Here is a 26,298-nt window from a genome sequence, read left to right as displayed (position 1 = left end):
AGTACTATAATATACTTAACATTACATAAAATTATGGTTCCACCATTGAATCCATATTTCTTCGACTCTTAATAAAAGGGGTGTTTTTTATGAAATTAAACTTTATATTTTTACTCTTATGTTTATTTATTTTTTCAGGTTGTAGTATTAATACATCCAATGCTAAGAATGCTTCTCCAGCAATCACTGTAGCTGCGGCTGGTAGCCTTACAAATGCATTTACAGAACTTGGAGCAGCTTTTGAGCAACACAATGATGTGAAAGTTTCTTTTGTTTTTGGCTCAACAGGCATGTTATCAGAACAAATCAGAAATGGTGCACCTTATGATATAATTGCTGCAGCTGATGAAGTATCTATTGAAAATTTGTATCAAAAAGGCTTTATATACGCTGATTCAATTAACCTATATGCTATAGGTCGAATCGGCATTGTATCTAATAAAAAAAATCTAATACATATCAACACTTTAGATGATTTGCTAAAACCGGAAATCGTAAAAATTGCTATTGCCACGCCAGAACATGCGCCTTATGGTTTAGCTGCTAAAGAAGCTTTAGTTTCTTCTGGTTTATGGGATCATTTAGAATCAAAAATAGTATATGGCAAAAATATTTCAGAGGCTTTAACCTTTGTAACTACTGGAAATGCTGAAGTAGGTATTATTGCCTTATCACTTAAGGACGAAGAATTAAATTTTAATATAATAGATGATAACCTCCACACGCCTTTATATAAATCCATGGCTGTTACAACAAATGCTCAAAATGAAAAACTTGCCCGTTCTTTTATAAACTTCGTAATTAGTACGGAAGGCCAAGAAATAATGAGCAAGTATGGCCTTATTTCGCCCGAGGAATAGGTATGGGAACACTTAATTTGTTTCCTCTGTATTTGTCTTTTCGTGTAGCAACAACAGCCACTGTAATTGGAATTATCATCGGTCTTCCCATTGCCTATTTATTAAGTAAAGGAAATGGAAAAATTATTGATTTTATTGACACACTTACTAATCTTCCTGTTGTATTGCCTCCTACAGTATTAGGATACTATATTCTAATTCTACTGGGGAGACAATCTCCAATTGGAATTTTTTTAGAAAAACACTTTAATACTATGATTGTTTTCACCCCAACTGGTGCCATCATAGCAGCTACTATTGTTTCTATCCCCTTTCTAATTAAGTCTTCAAAAGCATCATTTATAGAAATCAATAAAGATTATCTAAATGCTGCACGATTGTTAGGGCGGAGTGAAATAAATATTTTCTTCACCATTGTAATCCCCATTGCTTGGCGTGGGATTTTGGCAGGTGTCACAATGACTTTTGTTAGAGCACTTGGGGATTTTGGTACCACATTGATGGTTTCAGGGAGCATTCCTGGCAAAACAATGACGATGCCAATAGCCATCTATGATGCCCTACAAGTAGGAAACAAAGAATTGGCGAATTTACTTGTTTTTGTTATGACTTGCATTGCCATTATAGTCTTATTTACCATTAATTGGTTAGAACGGAAAATGAAAAGAGGTTGATCATATGCTTGAAGTATCTATACAAAAAACTTTAGGAAATTTCACACTGGATACCTCTTTCAAAGCCCATAAAGGTGTTTTAGGTATACTAGGCTCATCAGGATGTGGAAAAAGCTTAACCCTAAAATCCCTGGCTGGCCTTTCTACACCTGATGAGGGTATTATAACCCTAAATGGTCAAATACTGTATTCATCTGAATCTAAAATCAATCTCCCTGCTAGAAAAAGAAATATTGGCTATGTTTTTCAAAACTATGCCCTATTCCCTCATTTAACGGTCTTTAAGAATATTGCATATGGCATTTCACATTTAGATAAAGATACACAAAAGAAAAAGGTTGTCCATATGATTCAGAAAATGCAGTTAGCAGGCCTTGAAAACCATTATCCATCCCAATTATCTGGGGGACAACAACAAAGAACCGCATTGGCTCGCACATTAATTACTGAACCAAGTTTACTATTACTTGATGAACCTTTCTCTGCTTTAGACAGTCATATTAAGCATCTTCTTGAAAAAGAACTCTTAAATATCATAAAAGAAAATTATGATGGCATCGTCTTGTTAGTAACCCATAATATGGAAGAAGCCTATAGACTTTGTAATCATATAATGGTTGTAGATAAAGGTAAAACTATTCAAATAGGTACCAAAGATGATATTATATTCTCTCCAAAAAGTGTAGCTGTCGCTCAAATGACAAGTTGTAAAAACATCTTCAAAACTCAGGTAGTAAAAGAAGAAAATGGGTATTATACCTTAAAATCAAATGCTCTTATTTTTAAATCTACAAAAAAACACACGCTTAAAAGTAGCAGCGTCTATGCTGGTATAAGAGCTCATACCATAAAAGTATTCCCTTCAAATACAGTATTAAAAGAGAATATGTTTTCTTGTCATATATTAGAAAAAACAGACAGTATTTTCTCTACCACAGTAATTGTCGATGCATCTGGATGCATCTTAACAATTGAAATTCCCAAAAGTGACTCATTAAAAATCACAAATGATTCAATAACCATTTACATTCCTCCGGAAGAAATATTTCTTATGGACGCTAATAAGGGGTAAGCCGTACTAAGCTTACCCCTTTCTATCCGCATACCATTGTACAACTAGAGCAATCGCTACATTTTGAGATGGGTTTTTGAACATTATTTTTTATTGTAAATTCCCATTCCTCTAATTGGAAGTCATACTCTTTTTTATTATCTTGAATAGTAATTTTATCCTCATAAAAATAAATTGTAAATGGAATAACATCCATCGCATCGTAATCAAACATATTAGGTGTTAGATTCGGTCGCACTATTATTTTTTCACCTGCTTTTTTAGATATTGCTTCTATCTCATCCGTTGAACAGACTAAAGATTTAACGCTACCATCTTCATTGAATTTCAATGAATTATCATCACCATTAATGCCAACTGCGTTTATATCGTATGCAAGTATATTGCCTATGGGGGTAACAACACGAATAGGCATTGATGGCTCACAAGATTTGAGCGCGCCATTTTCATATAGGGATATTCCAATTCTTACTGCTATAGTCCCTATTGAGGTTTCTACCATTACCAATTCCCTAGGCCAAAATGTAAGACTTTTAACCTCACCTGAAGGATAAAATAAAATACCTATAATTTTAGTATTAAATGATCCAAAAGAAAAGTTAAAATTGTTTTCATCTGCCAATTCATACTCATTTTCTTCCGTCCAATATCCTGTTAATTTTCCATTTAGAGGAAAAATTCTTTTCAAAGCCCCCTCTTCGTAAAAGGACATATATTCAGCCTTTATTAATCCAATACTTGTATTAACTATGATTTGTTCTTCTAATGAAATGCTTTTTACATTACCATCTTGAAAAAAAGACAATGCCTTAATATACTTTCGCCTAACTTCATCTTCTGTATAATGTGGAATTAATGTCCCGAATTGAGTCGTAATTGTATTGTATTGATTTAATCGACATTCTTTAACTTGGCCATTGTCGTACAGTTGGGACGAAACGATGCCATTTAATTTTCCATACTTAGTTGTTATTGTCTCCATAGAAACTCTCCTTCTTATCTTAGTCACAGATTTTTCTAGTAACCATAACTTTATATTCATTATCATTTATTTGTTCCACTTCTTTTTCTAATCCAAGGGACTCAAATTCACGATCAAACCAAGGTGGTATATGGCTACATATGATTTCTAATTGATAAAACATTGCTTTTTTAAAAAAAGGCAATAATACTTGTTTGGATGTAAATCCTCCATTTCCACATTGTTCTTCTTTTAAATTCAAATAATAATCTCCATTTTCATTAATTTTTTGTGGCATGTGAATCACAATTGCTTCATTCTCTTTTTTTACTTCTTTAATCTCATTTGCTGTATCTATATCATAATATGAATCTGTTGCTTCATTTTCTAAAACAAAATCCAGAAATTCTTCTGGTTTCCCTTCTAATTCGTAAATATTGAATCCTTTGACTTCCAATACAGTATAAAATAGGCCTATTGCCTTTTTAGCCACTATGATTTTACACATTTGAATAGCATCAGCTATATTGGCTATTTCTTCTCTTATCCCCTTCATCCCTTTTTCTTTATTTATAGATATAGGTATTTCCTTAGATACAATCCACCGATTATTGTCTTTCTCAAAAACTTTTATTAATCCTTCTTCATCAAATGGTATTGTATACCCTTGTTGGTCTAGTACAACTCCGATCTTCAAATTCATAATACTTACCCCTTTCTTCTTAGCTTAAACCCATGCCTATCCCTACGCTCAAGTCATAAGTTTTGTTTTGTTTAACGACATGAAAAAAGGCACGATGAAAAACATCGCGCCTTTGCAACTCGTAAATATAACTTTCTAAATATATTTTATCACTATAAACATAATTATTCAATGCTTTAATCACAATTTTCTATTAGTTTATACATCGAACCTGCATCCTACTCTGCAAACTTCCTTGCAAAGATTTGGATATTAGGCTTCGTTAATATGGATAAATGTAGATGTGTTCTGGTTCATCTATTGATGTCATCTTTTCAACAACAACCATAGTCATTCCATTATTAAGACCTTCACCCTCAGCAAGTATGCCTTCTACCCTAAACCACTGATCTACTTGAATCTCTGTTTCCTCTTCATACTGACAAATTAGTCCGATTAACTGGACATCTGCCACACAACAAGACATCAGAAATTGACTAATAATAAATTCATTCTCTAAAAAAGAGGCATCACTATAAACAAACCCTTCAATAACGATTGACTTTCCTATATATTGATTCTTAGAAAAGTGCAATGCCATTAAACTAGAGTAAAAATTCTCTTGTTCTATAATAATATAACCATCTTCTTCATTTAAAAAATAAGTCCTTAAAGGGGTTTCTTGCAAGATATTTGATAATAGTTTTTTATCTTCTTTTACCGAAAGTTTATCTTCAATATTATTTTCATTATCTTTTTCATTTTTATAAAGATTAATTCTAGAACCTTGAACAAAGGAAGAATCTAATGTAACAGGAGGTAAAAAGAACATAAAACCTATTGGAATTAAGAATACAAAGTAGGTATATGGCATTCGGCCAGCTTTTTTAAAGGATAAAAAGTTTTTTAGATAAGCAACTATAATACCTATAAATGTAAATATAGCGATCCAAACATATTTGATCATTCTAGGATGCAAATACTTAAGTATCCAGCCTTGATACAAAATGTATAAAAATCCACAAAGAAAAAGTGCTATTAATGTACTTTGTAATACCACATAAATATTTAAGGGTTGCTTTTTATCTAATTTCATTGAAACCTCCTATCTACAATAATACTACAAAAATCGAAAGAACAATTAATGAAACCAACGTTATTATACTTGTTAATTTTATTACAAACCTTTTTTTAAACAAACTTAAAAGTATCATAAGATTTTTTATATCTAATAATGCGCCAAATACTAAAAATCCCATAATAGATGATATAGGAAAAACACTTCCTAAACTTTGAGCTAAGAAAGCATCTGATGTGGAACATATAGACATAATAAAAGCTGCTAACATCATTATAATCAAAGAAAGACCTTCTTTTTGGCTTAATTGCTCTACTAAATTATCTGGGAGATACAATTGTATTGCAGTGGATACCATCGCGGCTATAACAAAAAATCTACCGATTCCTAAAAATTCAGAGCCACCATGTTGAAAAACTGCTTTAATTTTATCTTTTAAAGGATAGGGTCTAGTTGTTTCTAATTGACAATAACCACATTGACACAAAAACAAATTCACATCTTCCTTTAAAATATCCTTTTTCTTTTGTACAAGAGAAAAAATGAGTCCCACTAATAAAGCAATAATTAGGCCCAGAATAATCCTATAATAGACAACCATCGTATTTGACCAAAAGGCATAAAAGGTAGATAAAATAACCACTGGATCAACAATAGGTGCTGCTAACATAAAGGTAATGGCAATAGAAATAGGTATGCCTTTTTTAATTAATCGCCTCATAATAGGGATAATGGCACAATCACAAACAGGAAAAAACACGCCTGCACCTAATGCCACTAAAAAGCCTACTGTTTTATTTTTAGGAAACCATTTGGTGATCCATTCTTCAGATACAAAAACTTGGATCAATGCAGAAATCATAGAACCAATTAAAAGAAAGGGAATGGCTTCTAACAATAAGCCTACAAAAATCGTACCATATAAAGATAAATTTATGTATGGGTTTATAAGGGTAAATAATATGTATATCATTGAAATACTTAAAACAAAAGGCAATATACCTTCTAGGTGTCTATCTATGTTATCATTCTCTAAATCGTCCCCACTAGAATTAAAATTGTCAGCATCTGTTATTTCCCATATTTTACAGCCTGATTTCAAATTGGCTAACTCTGCTTTTACTATATTTATTTCTTCTTTATCTGTGTAGTCCCTTTGATTTAATACTATGATATCACTGTTATTAAACTGATCAAAGAACAAGTCCTTAAAATTACGCATATAGATTTCCCATTGTTTGCCATTTATACAATTGTAGATATGACGTATAAAGGTTCTTTTTTTCACTTCCGGACCCTTAAACACCTTGAATATTTCATCTAAGTATCTCATTCCATTTGCTTCGATAATAATATAGTCAGGTTGATACTCATATATCCACTGTAATAACAAAGAAGATGACAACCCATCTTCATTAGGAATACTTTTGAATAGGATGCCTTCCTTAGTTTCTAGGTTTATTTCTCCTTGTTCAAGCTGAATATATAATACATTCCTTTGATTAAATTCTTTTGTTTGAAGATATTCATTGCAAAAGCTCGTTTTACCTGCACCTAAAAAGCCTGTTATAATATCTACTTTAACCTTCAAAGTCCTCCCCCTAACAACCGAAAAGATCTTCCAAAACATCATTTTTCAAATTATTACCAACGATATAAATTTGTCCTTCTTTTTGAGGTGTCATATTTTGAATTTTAAATTCTTTAGAAACATAATTAAACTGAATCCATTCATCAGAATAGGTTTTAAAACACCCTTTGGCTCTAAGAATATTCCCACCAAAACCTTCATCTATTTTAACTAAAATTTGATTTATTTCGTTCTTATTAAAACACTTACTTGTTCTTCTTTCCCATTTCTCAAAAGCATCATTGGCACTTGTACTTTTTGAGTTCAGCACTGCTCTTATTTTCCCTTTTGGCAGTTCATAGTTTTCCCCAATATGAACAATATCTTCACTCTTTAATTGATCCAATGGTTGACTAATAATATTTGCCGATGTATTTTTCTTTTTTAATTCTTCAACTAAATCATTTAATTCTTCCTCAGATAATTTCTCCACACGCGTTAATAAAAGTGTATTGGCATGCTTAATTTGATCTCTAAAAAACTCACCAAAATTCCTATTATGCACCTCATACTTAGTAGCATCAACCACTGTAAATATCATATTCAGATCCATGTCCATAGAAAACTTAGACTTCCCACAAGCCTTTTTTATATCCGAAAGCTTAGCAACACCAGAAGGTTCAATTAAAATTCTCTCAGGCTTATAATCTACTATTATTCCATGTAAGGCTTCAACAAAATCACCAACAACACTACAACAAATACACCCAGAATACAACTCTTTTACATTCATTGTATATTCTTTTAAAATAGCCCCATCAATGCCAACTTCCCCAAACTCATTTTCAATAACAACAACTCTCTCACCAGAAAAAATCTCTGACAACAACTTAATCAACAAAGTGGTCTTTCCCGCTCCCAAAAAACCAGAAATAATATCAACCTTCAAAAAATCACCCTTACAATATAAATTATAACAACTAAATTTAATGCCCCTCTAAAAGCTTAAGCAACTGGGCTTCAGCATCCTCCACAGTTACAGGACACCCAAGATCATACCCTCTTTTCTTCAATCGATTAAACAATTCATTAAACAAAGGCGCTTCTAAATTAGCTTCCTTTAATAAATCTATTTCATTAAATACTTCCTCAGAACAACCTTTTAATGTAAAAACCCCTTTATCAATAACATATACAACATCAGCAATATGTGGCACAACATTAATATCATGGGTCGTTATAATCAAACTCGTCCCTTTCTCTTTATTAAGCAAGTTCAAATACTCTACCATTTCCCATTTGGACTTTGGATCTAGAGCGTCAAAAGGTTCATCTAAAATCAATATTTCAGGATTTGTAACCATAGCCCCTGCTAATGCAACTTTCTTTTTTTGCCCCCCACTCAGATAATGAGGGATTTTATCCAACAATTCATCAATTCTTAATGTCTTAGCAATCTCTTTAACCTTAGTATCTATTTCATTTTTAGGCATTTTATCATTTCTAGCAGTAAACGCCATATCATCATAAACTGTAGGCCCAATAATTTGTTCATCAACATTTTGAAAAACCACACCTAGATGTTTTCTAACTTCATTAAACTCTTTGTGAGGCTGTTTTCCCATTACTTCTACAATACCTTCCACAGGGGATAACAACCCTAAAACATGGGCCAATAAGGTCGTTTTACCAGATCCGTTAGCGCCTAGCACCACTACCTTTTTTCCCTTTTCAACAACAAAATCTAATCCACATAAATTCACTTCTGTCTTATCTGGATATATATGTTTTAAACAGCACACTTTAACTATTTCCATATAATAAACCTCCATGCAACACTAGCCAAACCTGCGAATAAAACAAAATAATCATTCCATCCCAAAGGCCATATTGTAATTCTTCTTAAATTCACTGCACCTTTATATCCTCTTAGAGAATAAATATTGTACATCCTTTCACTCATTTCAAGAGAATGTATTATTAAAACCCCTATCATCGAGGCCATATTTTTCATATTCATAACAATTCTCAGTGGATGATAACCACCTCTTAATTTGATAGATCTAAATAGCTTACTTGTGGCTTCCAATAGAATAAATAAGGAACGATAGGTAAAAATGAATACATCTACTAATAAAGTAGGCATAAACAAAGAGAAAAAGCCAAACAACTCCGTATAGGAGGTTGTCATAATAAGAAATACAAGAATATAGGCCGCACCAACTGCTCTTCCCATAATCAAAAACATCATTTCCCTTGATTGTCCAATAAAAACCAATGCAAAAATAATACTAAAAAACAATGGATACCCTAATAAATGGATCATTTGTTTAAAAGGGATTCTAGCAAGCCCTGTAAAAACAATCATCAATCCGATAATACTTAGTATGTAATAAATTGAATCCGTTGTTATCATAGAAAACAATAACAAAATAGAGAAAATAACTTTTGAAATAGGACGGGCTTTATGGAAAAAGCTCCGTCCAAAAGTAGATATATAGTCTATATCTGCAATATGCATTAAATTGTCAACTCCTAACTTTAAGTGAAACGATGACTCGATTTTATAATATCAGGTCTAACATTCATAAAAAATCGAATGATACCTATTGTAATAAGTACTTCAACCAATATACCTGCAGCAAAAATTAATACTAAGGCAGTCCACCCTGTAAAAATAAAATATTTAACCTCGCTTACAGCTTCAGCAAATGTTTCTTCTTGAATACTTTCGCCATTCTCTACTTCATTATGCTCATTATGGTGATGTGGTATTGTTTCAACAAATCCTACCGCATTACCAACAATACCAAACATAAAAGCAAGAGAAACCAATATTGCCAATGCTGTCCCCACTGATGCACTTAGACTAGTAGAATATTTTTTAACTAAAAACCTAAATACATAGACGCCTATTACTAATTCCAAACCAATAACAAGTGTGTTAAGTCCTACAACTGTCAAACCACCATGTCCAATAAAGGCTAAAAGCATATTCACTACGAAAACAGCAAGAAACCCTAAAGATGGCCCTACAAGAATACCTGTTAAGGTTGCTAACCCCAGGTGGACTGGTATAATACCTAATGGTATTGACATAGTAATTAACATTAATGCTGCTGCCACTCCAGTATAAGGTATTTTCTTTCTTGTTTCATTAACAATCAATTTTTTTGTTATTATAAATATAATAACAAAAGTAAGTACATAGCCCCCAAACCAAACATAAAAAGGCATAATTCCATCTGGAACATGAAGATGACTCATAATACCCCTCCTCAAATATAATTTCTAATTGCAAATGATATGCATTTACATATTAATTGTAAATAATTACCTTTTTATTGTCAAGGCTAAAAGATTTTTATTTTATTTGTTATATTTCTTACAAATGATATAATACTAATATTAAAAGCTTTAGGAGGATTTAAACTATGGAAAAAATATCATCTTTTACAGTTAATCATATTGATTTATTAAGAGGCATATATGTATCAAGAAAAGATACTATTGGCAATGAAACAATAACCACATTTGATATTAGGATGAAAAGACCTAATTTAGAACCAGTTATGAACACTGGTGAAATGCACAGTATGGAACATTTAATTGCTACCTTTTTAAGAAACCATGATACTTATAAAGATCAAACCATTTATTTTGGTCCAATGGGTTGTCGCACTGGATTTTATTTAATCCTTAAGGGAGATTTAGAATCTAAAGATGTTGTAACCATCGTTAAAGAAATGTTTGAATTTGTTGTTGACTTTAAAGAAGACATTCCAGGTGCAACTGCAAGAGATTGCGGTAACTACTTAGATATGAACCCACCAATGTCAAAATATGAAGCAAAAAAATTTTTAGAAGAAGTGGTTTATGTTATTAATGAAGAAAATCTTACCTATCCATTAAATGATTAGAAAATCAACTACAACTTCCTCTCTTACATAATTTTATACAATTTGGAGATAATAAATACAGTCACATTAATGATGTTGTATTATCAAGAATAAAATTGGGAGGTTGTTTTATGAGATTTGAAGATTCAAACTCTAAATTAAATAGGTATCCTAAAACCAATAGCCTTGAAAACTTTGCCGACGACCTTTTTTTCTTTTACTTTCCACTTGCTGAAACAAATCTAAATACAGAAAATAATAACAATGAAGTCCATACAGATGAAGGGAGTCTAGATAATTATGAGAGCTAGTTTTGATGATTATAGCTTTGTTGCACATTTATGTAGCAGTTATAAACCTGATAACCCAAATGGCGCTTTCACTGCTTCTGTAGGTGATAGAATTAGTTGTTTAAACTGTGTCAATTTAGACGAAAGAGATGGTCGTTGTAAACTTGATTTATATGATAGAATAATGGACAATAATGAAGAATAATCTACCTTAAAAGATTCACTATATTTGTTAAACAGGTATAGTGAATTCTTTTCTAATTTTATATAAAAGGTGTTTAAATTGAAAAAACTAAATTACAGTATTAACCTTCTAATTATATCTTTAATAACAATGATAATAGGATTCTTTACTAAAATTACTTTTTTTTATCTAGTTTCTATATTGTCATTAACAGCTTCTTTTTTTTCTATAGCAATAACTTCTTATTTTATTGCTTTTATTTTAAATGCACTTCTTTTGCTTTTACTACCAACGGTATTGCTCTTTTTTAATGAATTTCTATTAAATAGTATGAACACCCCTTTAACAGTATTTATTATATGTTGGATATTATTTATGTCCATTATTAACTTTATGTGTTTGGCCTTCAATATGAAATCTGGACGCATAAACTCAAATAATATGACTTTAATTCGACTTGTATGTCTATTTTTATTATATATTTTCATTCTCTATGGGGTACTAAGGTCTTTTGGCGTTCTATATAAATATTTAAGCAATGTCTTTAATGAAGGCTTAGAATCAGACACGATTATTACATCTCATTTAGACGCTTTATACTTCAGCGTAACTACCTTTTTTACAATAGGCTTCGGTGATATAACACCTTCTGATTATTCAGAAATAACAAAACAACTTGTAATCATACAAGCTGTTTTAGGTCATTTAATTAATACTGTATTATGGCCTGTTTCCATTATTTTCATTTTCAATAAGAAGTCTCTGAAAGAAGTTTTTAATTCATCTAGTAATGATTCTTAGCAACTTTACTTACACAGGTATTTTTTATATTTATCTATCCATTGTAACAACAATAAAATTACCCCAACCCCTGCTACTAAACTAATGTTATTCTCATTATCTAATTGATTAATTATAACACCAAACAGAGCCCAAACAATTACAGATAAAAATACAATATCATTGTTTGAATTGGTAATTAAAAAGCTGATGACTAAAATGATAATCATAAAAAGTATGGTAATGCTATTTTCACTTATAGCAGTAAAAAGATCGTAATTTTTAATTAAAATAGATGTGTTTAAAAAAAATGCAACACTAATCCACGCAAAATATGTAGAAAATGGTATCTGTATAAAAATCCTATCCCATATAGATACCTGACAATAATCTATATCTAAAGAAAAATAGATCATTCCCAAAAGGAAAAAATACATGAATAATACTAGCCAACTTAATAATATCATTTGATTGTTCCATGTGAAGAGCCATATTATATTTAACATGGATGTTAACACAAATAATAATCCGATATTTTCAATAATAAGACCTTTTTCCTTATTCGAAGGCAATCCCTGGTATATTACAAACATTAATAATAATAGATATATTAATCCCCAAATCGAAAAAGTATAATTAGCAGGTACTAAGGAAGTCCTTTCAATATTATTAAATGTATCTTGATTAAACCCTATTAAATAATTAACAATTAATACTAATACAAATGTAATAAAATTAAAATATTTAATATATGTTTTCATTCTTTCACCTCATACATCACCTTTTAATTTAATTATATTTTTATGTATAGAGATTATGAAAGCATTTTATTAAAAAAAGAAATTCAATGAAGCTATATATAAAAAGATTAAATGAACTGGATAAAACATGTAAAATAAATACTTAATCTGTTTACCTTTCTTACCATTGTATAAATGTATTATATACAATGACACCAATGCACCTAGCTGAAGGATTAACCATGGATTTAATATAAAAGCGTTAGCCGCCCAATTTGGTAAAACCATACTTAATACAATAATTACATTCCAAATGACAATCTTCTTAAAGTCCTTTTTGAAAATATAAAAAACAAAAATCATTAACACACCGAAAATACTATAATCCGAGTTAATAATAAATGCACCAAATAACATTAAAAACAAATACCCATCAGCTTTTTGTTTATCTACAACTCTATATTTCTCATATAATGTTATAGCCAATAGCCCTAAAAAAAGGGTAACAAAAATATTCTGATGCCCCAAATAAAACCATCTCCCATAAAAAGCTAAGTTAAATGGAATCTCCGAAACCAAAGCAAAAACACCTAATCTCATTATGTATTTATTAATGTTCTGTGTATGTATAAATCCTTCTGTTATAAGAAATGCAAATATCGGAAAAGCTAATCTTCCAATAGCTCTAAATACTATAACCTGTGGAAATAAAACTGCCCCCATATGATCTACTAACATTGAAATAATAGCTATCCATTTTAATGTACTATTTGACAAAGTAATCACCTATATGTTTTTTATTTTTATTTCTTTTAAAGAATTGCCCGATGTACCATTTTTAAACTTCATTACTTCACCAATAATACTAATTGCAATTTCTTCTGGGGTCTCTGCACCGATGTCTAAACCTAGTGGCGCTTGAACCTTATCTATGGCTTCTTCTGAAATACCTTCTTCTTTTAGTTTTGTTAAGGTCTTTATAACTTTTCTACCACTACCAATCATACCTAAAAAAGCCAATTCTTTATTGATCACATAACGTAAAACTGTTTCATCAGAGTCTTTTGTAAAAATCAAAATATAGGTATTGGCATCCATATGAACCTCATCAATAGCCTTTAAAATATCAGGGTTTGCATAAACTTCTTCTGCCATAGGATAAAGTTCTTTATTGGCAAATTCTACTCTATCATCTACTACCACTATTTGATAATCTAAAGTAGCCGCTAAACGTGCAACTGCCTGTCCTATATGACCTGCACCAACTATAACTAATCTTGGTCTTGGGGGAATCACTTCAATAAACACAGATAAAGACCCTCCACAATACATTTTTATACCATCTTTTGCATCACTGTTTAAAGTGTATTCAACGGTTTTTGATTGTTTATTTTTAATGGCTTCAATAGCTTCTTTAATAACAAAGGATTCTGCTAAACCTCCTCCAATGGTTCCTTTAATCCTTCCATCCCCTTCAACAATCATCTTTCCAATATTTCTAGGCGTTGAACCCTTGGATGATAGTATGGTTGCCACAGCAAAACATATATTTTTTTTCTGTAGTTGTACAATTTCTTCAAAAATAGTCATTATGGCATCTCCTTTCTATTTTCCCATTGGGCATATGGGATATCTACACACTTCACATGCCAAACACAAACCACCATGTGCCAATGCAACAATATCTTTTTTTGTTATTTTTTCTTTAGCAAATATTCTTGGTAATACAATATCTAAAACAGTAATCTTGTTAAACATCCCACATGCTGGGATCCCTAATATGGGTATATCCCCTTTATAAGCAATCATAAACATAGCACCTGGTAAAACAGGTGAACCATAAGAAATCACTTCTGTTCCTAAATCTTTAATGGCCACTGGCGTAATATCATCTGCATCAACAGCCATTCCACCTGAAACCATAACCAACTCCGCACCATTATTCAACTGGTTATTAATTGCCTCTTTAATCAGAAATTCATCGTCAGGAACAAATATTACATCCAAACAATTCCCACCTAAAGCTTTAACCTTTTCCTCTAAGACAGGTGCAAATTTATCCTCAATAATACCATTATAAACCTCAGTACCTGTTACAACAACCCCTACCTTTAGACAAAATAAAGATTTTACACTAACTACTGAACCTATTTCTTTACAAATCCTTTCTGCTAATTCAACCTTATCTTTATCTGTTACCAAAGGAATTATCTTAGTACCAGCAATTAACTGATCCTTTTCAACAATGGTACCGCTATGCCTAGTAGACAAAATAATATCTTCTATTTCATTTATACTTTCAAGACATATTCTATTTACTTTAAGAAGACCTCTCTTCATTGCTTTCAAACTCACTTTTCCCTCAGAAGGTTCTGTTAAATAAACCCCTTCACCACAAGCCCCTTTACCAATACGAAAAGCAGCTTCTTCTTCGTGAACCTCATTATCACCTAACTCAATAATATTAATATGAAACTTTCCCATCTTTTTCAATGACTCAATGTCTTCACTTCTAATAATATGCCCCTTCTTAAAAGCAGCACCCTTAAACTCATCTGAAACAATCTTAGTTAAATCATGAGCCAAAACCATCCCAACAGCATCCTCTACAGAAACAACTTTCATAAAAACCACTCCATTCTAAAAAACAATAATTTAGTCTTTTAAAGTAAAAATCCATATTCCCTAAAGAACCTTAACTAATTGCTCCAATAGAGTTTAAGGTTCAAGAATATGGATTGTAAAATGTAACCCTTTTCTAATATACTTAACGGCAGTTGTATTTATATATTTCTTTTAAAAATCAACTCTAAAACTCAGGAGGCGTAATCGTTGAAATAAAAATCAAATTCACATCACCTACACTAACAATCTTATGGGGAATACTACAAAAATAATAAATAGTGTCTCCTTCTTCAAGGGTATACTCCTGATCTCCAATAATGATCAGCATCTTCCCTTGGAGAACATGAGTCACCTCTTCTCCTGGATGACACAGTGGTTCTTCACAAGTCATAGCACCAGGTTCTAACTCCGCTTTAAACATTTCCATTTGACGGTTAAGATCAGGGGATAACAACTCATAATTCACATGTGAATGTCTAAAGTTAAGTATCTTCCCCTCACCTTTTTTAACAACAGGATTTTTATGCAAATCGTCCATAAGAAAATAAAAGACAGCTACCCCTAAGGCTTCTGAGAGTTTTCTTAAAGATGTAATAGATGGCTCTGCTAAATCTCTTTCTATTTGACTTAAAAATCCAGGGGTCAAATTTGTTTTCTCAGCCAATTCTTTTAAACTTAATCCAACTTCTTTTCTTTTATCTCTTATTTTTGCACCAATCATAATTTTTCTTCCTTTTTACGAATTTTTTGATACATTATAACATAAAATCCCTATCCCTTCAATGCTGCTAATACCTTTTCTTTTTTCATCGGTAAAGATTGAAGTCTGATCCCTACCGCATCATAAATTGCATTAGATATAGCTGGCGCCATAGGGTTAAGACCTACTTCACCCATTCCTTTTGCACCAAATGGTCCTTCTAATTGGGGGACCTCAACAATAATAGCTTCAATATCAGGGGTATCTTTAATTTTGGGTATCTTTAATTTATTTAAGTTATTGGTTATTATTTCTTTATCGTCTTGTAAAAACTCTTCTGATAATGCAAAACCCATTCCCATAACCACTGCACCTTCTATTTGCCCTGTAACATTCTGAGGATGAATTGCCTTTCCAACATCTTGTGCCGCACTTACTTTTAAAACTTTTACTTCCCCTGATAGGGTATCTACTTCAACAGCTACAGCAACAGACGCAAAACAATAGGAATAATGAATATCATATGCCTCTAAGGGCTTGCCTGGCACATGATTTCCATCGGCTTCATGGGGATATGTTTTTGGTGGTCGATAGTCTGTTTCAACCAATAAATGGTCTTTCTTTTCATTGGCTATTATATACGCATTTTTCAATGCCTCTTGAGTAATTTTTTCTCCATCTGTATACTTTATCAGCTTTTCTTTAAGAATCTCTGATGCTTTCTTTACTGCATTACCTGTGACATAGGTTTGTCTAGAGGCTGTTGTCATCCCTCCATCTGGACAAATAAGGGTATCACATGCAATGACATCCACTATTTCATAGGGTACTTTTAAGGTTGTTGCAGCAATTTGAGCCATTATTGTATCTGCGCCTTGGCCCATATCGGTAGCACCCATTTTTACAGTTACTCTTCCGTTTTCTTCTACATTAACGATAGCACCAGCTTGATCTAGTTTACCCGTACCAATACCAACATTTTTATAAGAGCTTGCAATTCCAAATCCTATTTTTTTATGGGCTGGGACAAAAATCTTTTCGTATTCTTTTTTCATTTTTAATAGGGCTTTTTCAGCTGCTTCTAAAGTTCCTAAATACCCAACACCATCTTTTAGTACTTGCCCTGTACTTGTGACTTTTCCTTTCTCAAAAGCATTTAGCTTTCTTAAACGAACTGAATCTATATTCAATTCTTTAGCAATTTTATCCATTTGAATCTCTGCTGCAAAACTAGCTTGGGTACTGCCAAAACCTCTAAATGCACCGCTAGGATTGTTATGTGTGTATAAACCATATGAATCTGCTTTTACATTCGGAATAACATATGGTCCTGTAGCTGTAACAGCTGATCTAAAAATAACTGGTTTTGTCTGGGAAATATATGCCCCTGCATCAGCAATAACTTTAGATTCCATTGCTAAAAGTTTCCCCTCTTTTGTAGCAGCATGCTTCATCCAGATATGCATTGGATGGCGCTTTGTACTCATTCTTATTGATTCTTCTCTAGTAAGAACCATTTTTACTGCTCTACCTAACTTATAGGCACCAAGTGCAGCGTGAATTTGAACCGTTGGTTCTTCCTTACCTCCAAAGCCACCACCACAAGGGGTATATATTACTCTTACCTTTTCTAACGGAATATTAAGATTTCTAGCAATCATTTCTTGATAAGCATGGGACCCTTGATTACCAGTCCATACTGTCAACGTCCCATTACTTTCAGGTTTTGCAAGGCAAGCTTCTGGTTCTAAATAAGCATGCTCTATAGCAGGTGTATAATAATACCCTTCCACTACAACATCAGCATCTTCAAATCCTTTATCTATGTCACCTTTCCTAACATTAACATAATGAATAACATTATCCTTCTTATCCTTATGTATTAACGGAGCATCCTCTTTAAATGCTTCTAATGGTGATAACACTGACTCTAAAACTTCATACTCTACCTCTATTAAACCTGCTGCATTTTCAGCCTCATCACTTGACTCTGCATACACAACAGCAACAACTTCGCCTAAAAATTTCACTTCATCTTCTGCTATAACAGGCTGATCAGATTCAAATAACCCAAAAGCATTAATCCCTGGTACATCTTTGCCTGTTAATATTGTTACAACACCTGGTGCAATCTTAGCTTTTTTAGCATCTATAGAAATAATTTTAGCGTGAGCGTGCTTACTAAATACAAGCTTACCAAACAACATATCCTCTTCACTATAATCATCAGCAAATACACGCTCACCTTTAACTTTACTTAAAGCATCCTTACGAAGAACAGGTTTCCCTATATAATTATCTGAAGTTATTATTAATTCTTCTAAAACCATTTGTTGTTTTAAAAACGCAGCTCTTTGAACGGCTTTAATAATAGTTATATAACCCGTACATCTACAAATATTATGTTTTAGGGCTTCTTTAATCTCATCATCTGTTGGATGATCAATTTTATCTAATAATGCTTTGGTTGCCATTATCATTCCTGGGGTACAAAAACCGCATTGTACTGCACCTTCATCAATAAAACCTTGTTGTATATAATTTAATTTATCATTTAAAGACACACCTTCAATGGTTTCAACAATTCCATTATTTATTTTTCCCATTTTTACGATACAAGAGCGTTTTGCTTCCTTATTGACGATAACAGTACATGTACCACAATGTCCAGTTCCACAACCATTTTTAGTTCCAATTAACCCTAAATCTTCCCTTAAAAATCTAAGCAAAGACAAATTTTCATCGACTTCTTTATTATATAGTATACCATTAACGGTAATAGAAATAGTAATCTTCATAAGTTTGCCTCCTTTAAGCCATTATTCTATTATGCACTATGATCTAATGTTTTTCCTATATCAAAACCATCTTTAGAATCTTCTTTTGGAAGTATGGCATTTAATATAGCTGTTACAAAGAAACTAATAACAATTCCAGATCCTCCAAATATATTTTGAACAGATTGTGGAAATGCATTTAAAGCATTTGGAACAGTTCCGAATCCAAATCCCAGACAAAGAGCAATGGCTAGGATTAATACCTCTCTATTCCCTAACGGTTGTGAACTAATTAGTTTAATACCCATTACAGCAATAGATCCAAACATAATAACCGCTGCACCACCAAGAACACTAGCTGGCATAACAGCAATCACTTCACCAAATTTTGGAACCAAAGCAGCCAGTATTAAAATAACACCACCAATCTTCACAACAAAGGTACTCATTACTTTTGTAAAAGATATAATCCCTACATTTTGACTGAATGATGTATTAGGTAAAGCATTAAAGAATGCTCCAATAATACTTCCTACCCCATCTGCAATTACACCTCCTGATAACTCATCATCAGTTGCTTCTCTTCCCGCCCCACCAATGGTTATACCTGAGATATCACCCACTGTTTCTACTGCTGTAACTATGTACAGAATTAACATTGCACTAATAGCTTCCCAATGAAAACTAAGACCATATCTTAGTGGGGTTGGAAAACCAAACCAATTTGCATTAGCAACTCTTGTAAAATCAACCATATCAAATGGTATTGCAACAATATAACCAACAATAATACCTAGTAAAATGGCAGACATTTTTACAATGCCTTTACCAAATTGATTAAATAAGACAATGGTAACTAAAGTAACACCAGCTAAAGCTAAGTATTTAAATGCCCCAAACTCTGGATTACCAACACCACCTGCTACATAGTTAATTCCAGTTGGCAATAGGTAAAGCCCTATTGTTAATAGCACTGTTCCTGTAACAATTGGTGGAAAAAACTTTTTCAAAGGCTTTATAAAGAATCCTAATATGGCTTCAAATATCCCCCCAATAAGACAAGCACCTAATAAACCTGATAGACCATAAGTGTTACCAATAATAATACCTGTTGAAACAAATCCAAAACTAGTACCCATAACAATAGGTAATTTTGCACCTAGCTTCCATATTTTAAAAGCCTGAATTAGTGTCGCTATACCTGCTGCTAACATAGCACACTGAATTAAAAAACCAATTTCTCCATCTACCCCTATACCACGAGCAACTACAATTGGCACTGTTACATTACCCGCAAACATAGCCAAAACATGTTGAAATGCTAGTGGTACCGCTTCCTTAATAGGTGGTTTTCCATCAATGTCATAAACGGATGTTAATGCTTTTGAACTCATAATTATCTCTCCTTTTCATAATGAATTTTTTATATTCCTTAGTTACTTTATATAAAATCCGTTGCAATAGCGGGATATTATATTTCGATCATCACCTGTATAAATAAAACGATTAAGCCGCTCTTGTATTGTTAATCTTTCTTTTGTCCATTTTTCATCATCTATAATCAATGCATCAAATACATATCCTTTTTCAAAGCTTCCAACTTTTCCAAAAAAACTTCCTCCACCTTTTGTAGCCATATAAAAAGCCTCTGATGTAGATAAACTTTTTTCTCCTGTGATACTTTGAAGCACCTTAGAGTTTTGAATTGCTCTAACCATTGTTTGAGTCATTGACAACAAATGTCCACCGCCAACATCGCTGCCTAATCCTATGTTTATACCTTCATTTAACCATCTTCTAGTTGGCATTATGCCGCTAGCCAAATTCATATTAGAATCTGGACAATGTACAATTGTAACCTCTTGATTTCTTAACATTTCAATTTCTTCTTCTACTAAGTAAATACCATGTGCCATCAAAGTAGGTTTTTGACCAAATAAGCCGTATTTGTTATAAACATCACCATAGGATGAACAATCAGAAAAGAGTTCCTTTACCCACTCAACTTCTTTTTTATTTTCAGAAAGATGTGATTGGACAGGTATATTGTACTTTGCTGCTAAATCTCCTAATGCCTTTAATAATGCTGTTGTACAATTAGGTGCAAATCTTGGTGTAATAATTGGTTTTACCATTGAATGATTTTTATATTTCTTAATTAATGCTTCTGTGTTTTCTATAGATTCTAGTGTGTCTTCTTGTAGATTAATACCACCATTTTGATCCATATTGACTTTTCCTACATAAGCACCTATACCTTTGTGAATTAGCAAATCATAGAGTAGCTCTGTACTTTGTTTGTGAATGGTGGCATAAATACAAACTCTTGTAGTGCCTCCTTTTACTAATGCTTCAACAAATCTTGTATAAACTTCTTTTGCATATTCTACATCTTTGAATTTACTTTCTAATTGGAATGTATAAATATTCAACCAATCAATTAATTCCTTATCCATACCTAGACCAACTTGATCAAATTGAGGGCCATGGACATGTAGATCCACTAAGCCAGGTATAATTAATTTATCCCTATGATTTTCAACTGGTAACCCTTTATAGCTTTCTGGAATATCTTTATAAACGGCTAAAATGGTACCATTTTTTACAACTACAAACCCATCTTTATATGTTGTAAATACTTCTGGCCTTTCTGTAAAAATGATATCACCTTTAAATATTTTAATATGTTCCATAAGCTAACATCCTTTCTGCTATCTATCTTCTCTAAAATATGGAATGGTCAGTCCTTCTGGCGCATTGTTTTTCTTATTCTCTTTAATAGAGCCAATAACCAATACTATAATAGTAACTATATAGGGCAGTAAGTTTATAAAATATTGTGAAATAGGTAATTTAAAACTCTGTAACCTAAAACCAGCAATATGCAATCCACCAAATAAGTAAGCCCCTAAAAATGCTTTGTATGGATTCCATTGGCTAAATATAACCAATGCAATTGCTATCCACCCTCGTCCTGCTACTATACCTTCTTGCCAAGCAGGAACATATACCAAGGATAAATACGCTCCACCAAGGCCACATAACACTCCACCAAATAGTATATGAATATATTTGTATAAGTTTACTGGTATACCAATAGCGTCTGCTGCTGCTGGATTTTCTCCTACCATTCTTAAATTCAAACCTTTTCTTGTATGGTAAAGATATACACCAATTAGTATGACTAATAGATAGCCTAAATAAACAAATAAATCTTGCCTAAAAAACACAGGTCCAATATACGGAATATCTCCAAGAAGAGGTATTGTTTTTTTTGAGAAAAAGTTGGTTATCCCTCTTGGAATAGATTTTCCCACTAAAAGTCTTCCAAAAAAATTAGCAAATCCTGTTCCAAAAATAGTTAATGCCAACCCGGATACAACTTGGTTCGCCCTTAATGTTACTGTTAAAATGGCATATATTAGAGCACCTAATGCCCCTGCACCACTAGCAGCTAATAATGCCATAATAGGATTTTCTGTTTGAAAACCTGCATAAAAACCAATCACAGCACCCATTAACATCATACCTTCAACACCTAAGTTTAGATTTCCTGATTTTTCCATAAGAAGTTCACCTAATGTTGCAAACAAAAGAGGTGTCATTGCTATTACTGAAGCTGTTAAAAAACTGATCATATTTACACCTCCAATTTTCGAAATAACTTATTGGATAATTTGATGCGATAATTAATAAAAAACTCACTCCCTAACACAAAAAACAATATAAGTCCTTGAAGAACTTCTGCTGCGGATTGAGGGATTTGAAATGCTGTTTGAATAAAACTAGCCCCCGATAACATTGCTGAAAAGAGCAAACACACAATAATCATTGAAGGGGCTTTTAACCCTGATAACCAAGCTGTTATTATTGCTGTAAAGCCAACACCACCTGTAATATTTACATTTAATGTCCTACTTACTGCTGAAGCTTGAATCATACCAGTTAACCCAATAATACTTCCACTGACAAATAACATGGTTACCATCAATTTATCAACGGGAATACCAGCATATCTAGCAGTATTGTGGCTTTCTCCTATGACTGAAATCTCATAGCCTTTTTTTGTATAAGTAATGAATAAATGGACCCCTATAACGATTACAAGTGCCATAATCCACCCTATATGTATACCAAAAACCCTTGGTAGAATTGCATTAGCTGTAAAACTAGGGATTTTGGGGAATCCAAACCCTGTAGGATCTTTCCAAGGACCATATTGTAGATATGTAATCCAACCTAGTGCTATATAATTCATCATTAGAGTAAATATGGTCTCATTTGTATGCCATTTTGATTTAAAATAAGCAGGAATAAATGCCCATATTCCGCCTGCAATCATGGAAGCGATTATCATTATGGTAAGCAAAAGTGGTTTAGGTAAATGATCATAATTAAGACCAAAATATGTGGCAGCAAAGGCCCCCATTATAATCTGTCCTTCTGCACCAATATTCCAAAACTTCATCTTAAATGCCAATGCAATACCCACTGATGTAATGACCAAAGGAATTGTTTTAATAATAGTTTCTCTTATACGATGCTCTGTTCCAAATGCACCATCATACATTCCTTTATAAATATCCAAAGGATTAAAACCCATTAATACTAAAAATAAAGATGCTGTTATTAGTGCTAGTAATACAGCACTAAATCGAATTATAGAAGTCTTCCATTTAGGACACTCTGTCTTTTTCACAATATTAAGCATGCTGTATCGCCTCCTCTAAAACTTCTCCTGCCATTAACCATCCTATTTCTTCTTTTGACACCTTTTTTGCATCCACAATTCCCATTACTTTGCCTTGGCAAAGAACTAAAATTCTATCTGCTAAGGACAATAGGATATCTAAGTCTTCACCTACAAAAATAATGCCTACACCTTTTGACTTTTCCTCATTTAGCAAATCATATATGGTAAATGAAGCGCCTATATCTAAACCCCTTACTGGATATGCAGTAATTAATATATCTGGTTGTGCATCGATTTCTCTACCAATAAGTACTTTCTGAATATTACCACCGGATAATATTTTTACTGGATAATCCTTAATACCAGGGCATTTTATTTCTAATTTATCAACCAATTTTTTTGCTTTTTTTATAATGGGCTTCTTCTTTATTAAGTACCCTTTTTCTTTTTGATATTCTTTTAAAAGGAGATTCTCCACTATATCCATACTTGGTATTAATCCCATCCCTAACCTATCTTCTGGAACAAAACCAATACGAATGTTTTTATTGTATTGCTCTCTTGGGCTAAGACCAGTAATCTTGTCGCCTTTGTACGTTATTTCTCCTTCATCAACTTGTATTAATCCTGCTAAAACTTCACACAATTCTTTTTGTCCACTTCCAGCTACACCAGCTATGCCTAATATCTCACCACTTTTTAAAGCAAATGTAATATTATCTAATCTTTTTACTTTATTGATATCTTTTAAAGTAATATTATCAACCTTTAATATTTCTTCTTGTTTTTCTACGCTTTTTCTTTCTATTTCTAAAACAACTTTTTTTCCTACCATTAAATCCGTTAACTCTTTTGGCGATGTATCAATGGTTTTAACTGTTTTTATGGTCTTACCATGTCGTAATATCGTAACCACATCACTTATATCCATTACCTCATTAAGTTTATGGGTAATAATAACAATGGTACATCCTTTTTCCTTCATCTTTTTAAGTAAATCAAATAGTTTCACTGTTTCTTGGGGTGTTAGAACTGCAGTAGGTTCATCTAATATAAGAATATTACCCCCTCGGAACAATGCTTTAATAATCTCCACTGTTTGTTTTTCACTGATTGACATTTCATATATACTTTTGTCTAGATTCATGTCTAATCCAATTTCTTCCATAAGCTTCATCACATTTTTTTTAGCCTCTTTTTTTCTTATAAGAATTTTCCCATTTTTTCCTGCAATTATATTATCAAGAGCAGTAAACACATTGACCAATTTAAAATGTTGATGAATCATACCAATTCCATTTTTAATGGATTCCATAGGCGATCTAAACTTGATTTCTTCTCCATTAATAAATATTGAACCGCTGTCAGGGGTATATATCCCTGACAACATGTTCATTAATGTACTCTTTCCAGCGCCATTTTCACCTAATATAGCGTGAATTTCACCTTTTTTTAATGTTAGATTTACATTTTCATTGGCTATAACATTTCCAAAGACTTTTGTTATATCCTTTATTCTAACTACTTCTTGTTCACACATAGGCATACCCCTTTAGCGACTACTGTATTTCACCAATTACACCTTCTACAAACCATCCCATACTTAACATTTCTTCATCTGTAAGGACAGTCCCCTCTTCTACTTTTAAATTACCCTCTTGATCATATATTGGTCCTACAAATATTTTATAGTCACCATCAATAATTTGTTGTTTAATTGGTTCTACTATTTCTGCTGCTCCATCTGGCGCATTTTTTGTTAAAGGTGATAATTGAACAATTCCTGCATCCATACCACCCCAATAGTTTTCTGCTACCCACGTACCATCCATTACTTTTTGAACTTGTTCAACATAGAATGGTCCCCAATTCCAAACAGCCGATGTCATATGGGCATCTGGCGCAACTGCTGTCATATCTGCATGGTATCCAACTGACCACACACCTCTTTCTTCTGCTGCTTGTTGAGGTCCTGCTGTATCTTGATGTTGTGCAATAATATCAACACCTTGATCCAACAAAGCAATTGCTGCTTCTTTTTCTGTTGCTGGATCGTACCAAGTATATGTCCAACGTACAGATACTTCTATATCAGGATTGACAGATTGGGCACCTAGTGTAAAGGCATTAATCCCACGAATAACTTCTGGTATTGGATAAGCTGCAACATATCCTATTTTATTTGTTTCTGATTTAAGCCCTGCTACAATTCCTGTTAAATATCTTGCTTGATATGCTCTACCAAAGTAATTAATAGCATTTTGTGATGATTTATAACCTGTGGCATGTAAGAATTTTACCTCAGGGAATTCTTCTGCCATTTTTAGCACATAGTCCATATAACCAAAACTTGTTGCAAAAATAACTTTTGCACCTTGATCAACCATTTCTCTTATAACAATTTCAACTTGCTGATCTTCTGGTACATTTTCTCTATAAATTGTTTTTACTCCTAATTCTTCTTCTAACATTTTACGTCCATTATCATGAGACGTACTCCAACCACCATCTCCAGCTGGACTCACATATATAAATCCAACTACAAATTCTTCATCCCCACTTTGTGCTTCTACTGGGTCTGGTGCTGGTGAACCAACTGGTGATGCTGGTGTTTGCCCAGATTCACTGCTGCAACCAGCAAAGATAATTGATAAGCTAAGTATAATCGTAATGACTAATAATAATTTTTTCATTTTTAATTCCTCCCTATATT

General features: G+C 32.6%; 27 protein-coding genes. 7 read left to right on the top strand and 20 right to left on the bottom strand.

Annotated elements, in window-relative coordinates; translation table 11 throughout:
* Positions 1 to 89: 89 nt before the first annotated feature.
* Genes modA through EDC18_RS00295 form a run of 3 tightly spaced genes read left to right on the top strand, consistent with a single transcriptional unit; the run spans position 90 to position 2,606 of the window.
* Positions 90 to 860 (top strand): molybdate ABC transporter substrate-binding protein, encoded by a 771-nt coding sequence (gene modA / locus EDC18_RS00305; protein WP_132249102.1) that lies wholly within the window; start codon positions 90 to 92, stop codon positions 858 to 860.
* A gap of 2 nt (positions 861 to 862) precedes the next feature.
* Positions 863 to 1,534, top strand: a complete 672-nt coding sequence (gene modB / locus EDC18_RS00300) for a molybdate ABC transporter permease subunit (RefSeq protein WP_132249101.1) — start codon at positions 863 to 865, stop codon at positions 1,532 to 1,534.
* A 4-nt stretch (positions 1,535 to 1,538) separates the two neighbouring features.
* The gene (locus EDC18_RS00295) at positions 1,539 to 2,606 is read left to right on the top strand and encodes a sulfate/molybdate ABC transporter ATP-binding protein (RefSeq protein ID WP_132249100.1); all 1,068 of its coding nucleotides are present in this window, start codon (positions 1,539 to 1,541) and stop codon (positions 2,604 to 2,606) included.
* 22 nt (positions 2,607 to 2,628) lie between these two features.
* On the opposite strand, the gene EDC18_RS00290 is transcribed toward EDC18_RS00295, so the two are convergent.
* The 8 genes from EDC18_RS00290 to EDC18_RS00255 form a co-directional block, all read right to left on the bottom strand.
* Entirely contained in the window at positions 2,629 to 3,588 is a 960-nt protein-coding gene (locus tag EDC18_RS00290; protein WP_132249099.1) for a hypothetical protein, read from the bottom strand.
* A gap of 19 nt (positions 3,589 to 3,607) precedes the next feature.
* Complete coding sequence (anfO, locus tag EDC18_RS00285; RefSeq protein ID WP_132249098.1) at positions 3,608 to 4,270, bottom strand: Fe-only nitrogenase accessory protein AnfO; 663 nt, start codon at positions 4,268 to 4,270, stop codon at positions 3,608 to 3,610.
* 262 nt (positions 4,271 to 4,532) lie between these two features.
* Positions 4,533 to 5,345, bottom strand: a complete 813-nt coding sequence (locus tag EDC18_RS00280) for a TIGR03943 family putative permease subunit (RefSeq protein WP_132249097.1) — start codon at positions 5,343 to 5,345, stop codon at positions 4,533 to 4,535.
* A 13-nt stretch (positions 5,346 to 5,358) separates the two neighbouring features.
* Positions 5,359 to 6,918 carry a permease gene (locus EDC18_RS00275; protein WP_165878406.1) on the bottom strand — a complete coding sequence of 520 codons (1,560 nt, stop codon included), beginning with the start codon at positions 6,916 to 6,918 and terminating at the stop codon, positions 5,359 to 5,361.
* Between the two features lie 10 nt (positions 6,919 to 6,928).
* Complete coding sequence (locus EDC18_RS00270) at positions 6,929 to 7,846, bottom strand: GTP-binding protein (RefSeq protein WP_132249095.1); 918 nt, start codon at positions 7,844 to 7,846, stop codon at positions 6,929 to 6,931.
* A 37-nt stretch (positions 7,847 to 7,883) separates the two neighbouring features.
* On the bottom strand, positions 7,884 to 8,714 hold the full coding sequence (locus EDC18_RS00265) for an energy-coupling factor ABC transporter ATP-binding protein (RefSeq protein ID WP_132249094.1): 831 nt from the start codon (positions 8,712 to 8,714) through the stop codon (positions 7,884 to 7,886).
* Positions 8,705 to 9,418 (bottom strand): energy-coupling factor transporter transmembrane component T family protein, encoded by a 714-nt coding sequence (locus EDC18_RS00260; RefSeq protein ID WP_132249093.1) that lies wholly within the window; start codon positions 9,416 to 9,418, stop codon positions 8,705 to 8,707. Before EDC18_RS00260 ends, EDC18_RS00265 begins: the two co-directional genes overlap by 10 nt.
* A 20-nt stretch (positions 9,419 to 9,438) precedes the next feature.
* A complete protein-coding gene (locus tag EDC18_RS00255) occupies positions 9,439 to 10,164 on the bottom strand; it encodes an energy-coupling factor ABC transporter permease (protein WP_132249092.1) in 726 nt (241 codons plus the stop codon).
* Between the two features lie 167 nt (positions 10,165 to 10,331).
* Between EDC18_RS00255 and EDC18_RS00250 the strand changes: the two genes are divergently transcribed.
* From EDC18_RS00250 to EDC18_RS00235, 4 genes are all read left to right on the top strand, one after another.
* On the top strand, positions 10,332 to 10,817 hold the full coding sequence (locus EDC18_RS00250) for an S-ribosylhomocysteine lyase (protein WP_132249091.1): 486 nt from the start codon (positions 10,332 to 10,334) through the stop codon (positions 10,815 to 10,817).
* A 110-nt stretch (positions 10,818 to 10,927) separates the two neighbouring features.
* Positions 10,928 to 11,107 (top strand): hypothetical protein, encoded by a 180-nt coding sequence (locus EDC18_RS00245; protein WP_132249090.1) that lies wholly within the window; start codon positions 10,928 to 10,930, stop codon positions 11,105 to 11,107.
* Positions 11,097 to 11,291, top strand: coding sequence for a hypothetical protein (locus EDC18_RS00240; RefSeq protein ID WP_132249089.1), 195 nt, complete (start codon positions 11,097 to 11,099; stop codon positions 11,289 to 11,291). The genes EDC18_RS00245 and EDC18_RS00240 overlap by 11 nt, the downstream gene beginning before the upstream one ends.
* A gap of 78 nt (positions 11,292 to 11,369) precedes the next feature.
* On the top strand, positions 11,370 to 12,071 hold the full coding sequence (locus EDC18_RS00235; protein ID WP_132249088.1) for an ion channel: 702 nt from the start codon (positions 11,370 to 11,372) through the stop codon (positions 12,069 to 12,071).
* Between the two features lie 5 nt (positions 12,072 to 12,076).
* Here EDC18_RS00235 and EDC18_RS00230 read toward each other — a convergent pair whose 3' ends face one another.
* The 12 genes from EDC18_RS00230 to EDC18_RS00175 form a co-directional block, all read right to left on the bottom strand.
* Entirely contained in the window at positions 12,077 to 12,811 is a 735-nt protein-coding gene (locus EDC18_RS00230; RefSeq protein WP_132249087.1) for a TspO-related membrane protein, read from the bottom strand.
* 69 nt (positions 12,812 to 12,880) lie between these two features.
* Positions 12,881 to 13,567, bottom strand: a complete 687-nt coding sequence (locus tag EDC18_RS00225) for a TraX family protein (protein ID WP_243115030.1) — start codon at positions 13,565 to 13,567, stop codon at positions 12,881 to 12,883.
* 9 nt (positions 13,568 to 13,576) lie between these two features.
* Positions 13,577 to 14,380 carry an XdhC family protein gene (locus EDC18_RS00220; protein WP_132249086.1) on the bottom strand — a complete coding sequence of 268 codons (804 nt, stop codon included), beginning with the start codon at positions 14,378 to 14,380 and terminating at the stop codon, positions 13,577 to 13,579.
* A 15-nt stretch (positions 14,381 to 14,395) separates the two neighbouring features.
* Entirely contained in the window at positions 14,396 to 15,415 is a 1,020-nt protein-coding gene (locus EDC18_RS00215; RefSeq protein ID WP_132249085.1) for a molybdopterin-binding protein, read from the bottom strand.
* Positions 15,416 to 15,599: 184 nt separating this feature from the next.
* Positions 15,600 to 16,136 carry a helix-turn-helix domain-containing protein gene (locus EDC18_RS00210; RefSeq protein ID WP_132249084.1) on the bottom strand — a complete coding sequence of 179 codons (537 nt, stop codon included), beginning with the start codon at positions 16,134 to 16,136 and terminating at the stop codon, positions 15,600 to 15,602.
* Positions 16,137 to 16,186: 50 nt separating this feature from the next.
* A complete protein-coding gene (locus EDC18_RS00205; RefSeq protein WP_132249083.1) occupies positions 16,187 to 18,913 on the bottom strand; it encodes a molybdopterin-dependent oxidoreductase in 2,727 nt (908 codons plus the stop codon).
* Positions 18,914 to 18,942: 29 nt separating this feature from the next.
* Entirely contained in the window at positions 18,943 to 20,286 is a 1,344-nt protein-coding gene (locus EDC18_RS00200; protein ID WP_132249082.1) for a uracil-xanthine permease family protein, read from the bottom strand.
* 42 nt (positions 20,287 to 20,328) lie between these two features.
* Entirely contained in the window at positions 20,329 to 21,585 is a 1,257-nt protein-coding gene (guaD, locus tag EDC18_RS00195; RefSeq protein ID WP_132249081.1) for a guanine deaminase, read from the bottom strand.
* An 18-nt stretch (positions 21,586 to 21,603) separates the two neighbouring features.
* Positions 21,604 to 22,530, bottom strand: coding sequence for an ABC transporter permease (locus EDC18_RS00190; protein ID WP_132249080.1), 927 nt, complete (start codon positions 22,528 to 22,530; stop codon positions 21,604 to 21,606).
* Between the two features lie 2 nt (positions 22,531 to 22,532).
* Positions 22,533 to 23,603 (bottom strand): ABC transporter permease, encoded by a 1,071-nt coding sequence (locus EDC18_RS00185; RefSeq protein ID WP_132249079.1) that lies wholly within the window; start codon positions 23,601 to 23,603, stop codon positions 22,533 to 22,535.
* On the bottom strand, positions 23,596 to 25,125 hold the full coding sequence (locus tag EDC18_RS00180; RefSeq protein ID WP_132249078.1) for an ABC transporter ATP-binding protein: 1,530 nt from the start codon (positions 25,123 to 25,125) through the stop codon (positions 23,596 to 23,598). Before EDC18_RS00180 ends, EDC18_RS00185 begins: the two co-directional genes overlap by 8 nt.
* Before the next feature lie 19 nt (positions 25,126 to 25,144).
* Positions 25,145 to 26,278 carry a BMP family ABC transporter substrate-binding protein gene (locus EDC18_RS00175; RefSeq protein ID WP_132249077.1) on the bottom strand — a complete coding sequence of 378 codons (1,134 nt, stop codon included), beginning with the start codon at positions 26,276 to 26,278 and terminating at the stop codon, positions 25,145 to 25,147.
* Positions 26,279 to 26,298 lie beyond the last annotated feature (20 nt).

Source organism: Natranaerovirga pectinivora (assembly GCF_004342165.1).
Classification (GTDB): Bacteria; Bacillota; Clostridia; order Lachnospirales; family DSM-24629; genus Natranaerovirga; species Natranaerovirga pectinivora.
The sequence above is the reverse complement of the archived record's forward strand: the minus strand, read 5'-3'. Positions and strand labels throughout refer to the sequence as shown.